This window comes from Sphingomonas sp. CARO-RG-8B-R24-01, assembly GCF_022662295.1.
Classification (GTDB): domain Bacteria; phylum Pseudomonadota; class Alphaproteobacteria; order Sphingomonadales; family Sphingomonadaceae; genus Sphingomonas.
The window spans coordinates 1-354 of record NZ_JAKNQI010000023.1; the positions used below are offsets into that span (position 1 = coordinate 1).

A 354-nucleotide genomic window follows, 5' to 3' on the forward strand; every position below is an offset into this window, starting at 1 on the left:
AAGGCACACCGGACGGCATCGAGCCTGCGGGTTAAAAAGGGGATCTCGGGCGGCTCATCGGTCGCACCAAGGGCGGCATGAACACGAAGCTTCACGCCGTCACCGACGCAAACGGTCGCCCACTGAGCTTCTTCATGACCGCTGGCCAGGTCAGCGATTACACTGGCGCTGCAGCGCTGCTCGGCGATCTGCCCAAGGCGCAGTGGATGCTTGCCGACCGCGGTTACGATGCAGACTGGTACAGGGACGCTCTTCAGGCAAAGGGCATAGTGCCCTGCATTCCGGGACGAAAATCCCGAAACGTGCCCATCACATACGACAAGCGCCGCTACCGAAGCCGCAGTCGCATCGAGA

Annotated in this window: 1 pseudogene; it reads left to right on the forward strand. The window is 61.9% G+C overall.

The features are described 5' to 3' along the window. Window positions 1–354 (forward strand): annotated as a pseudogene (locus L8G49_RS20930) (transposase); the annotation flags it as partial.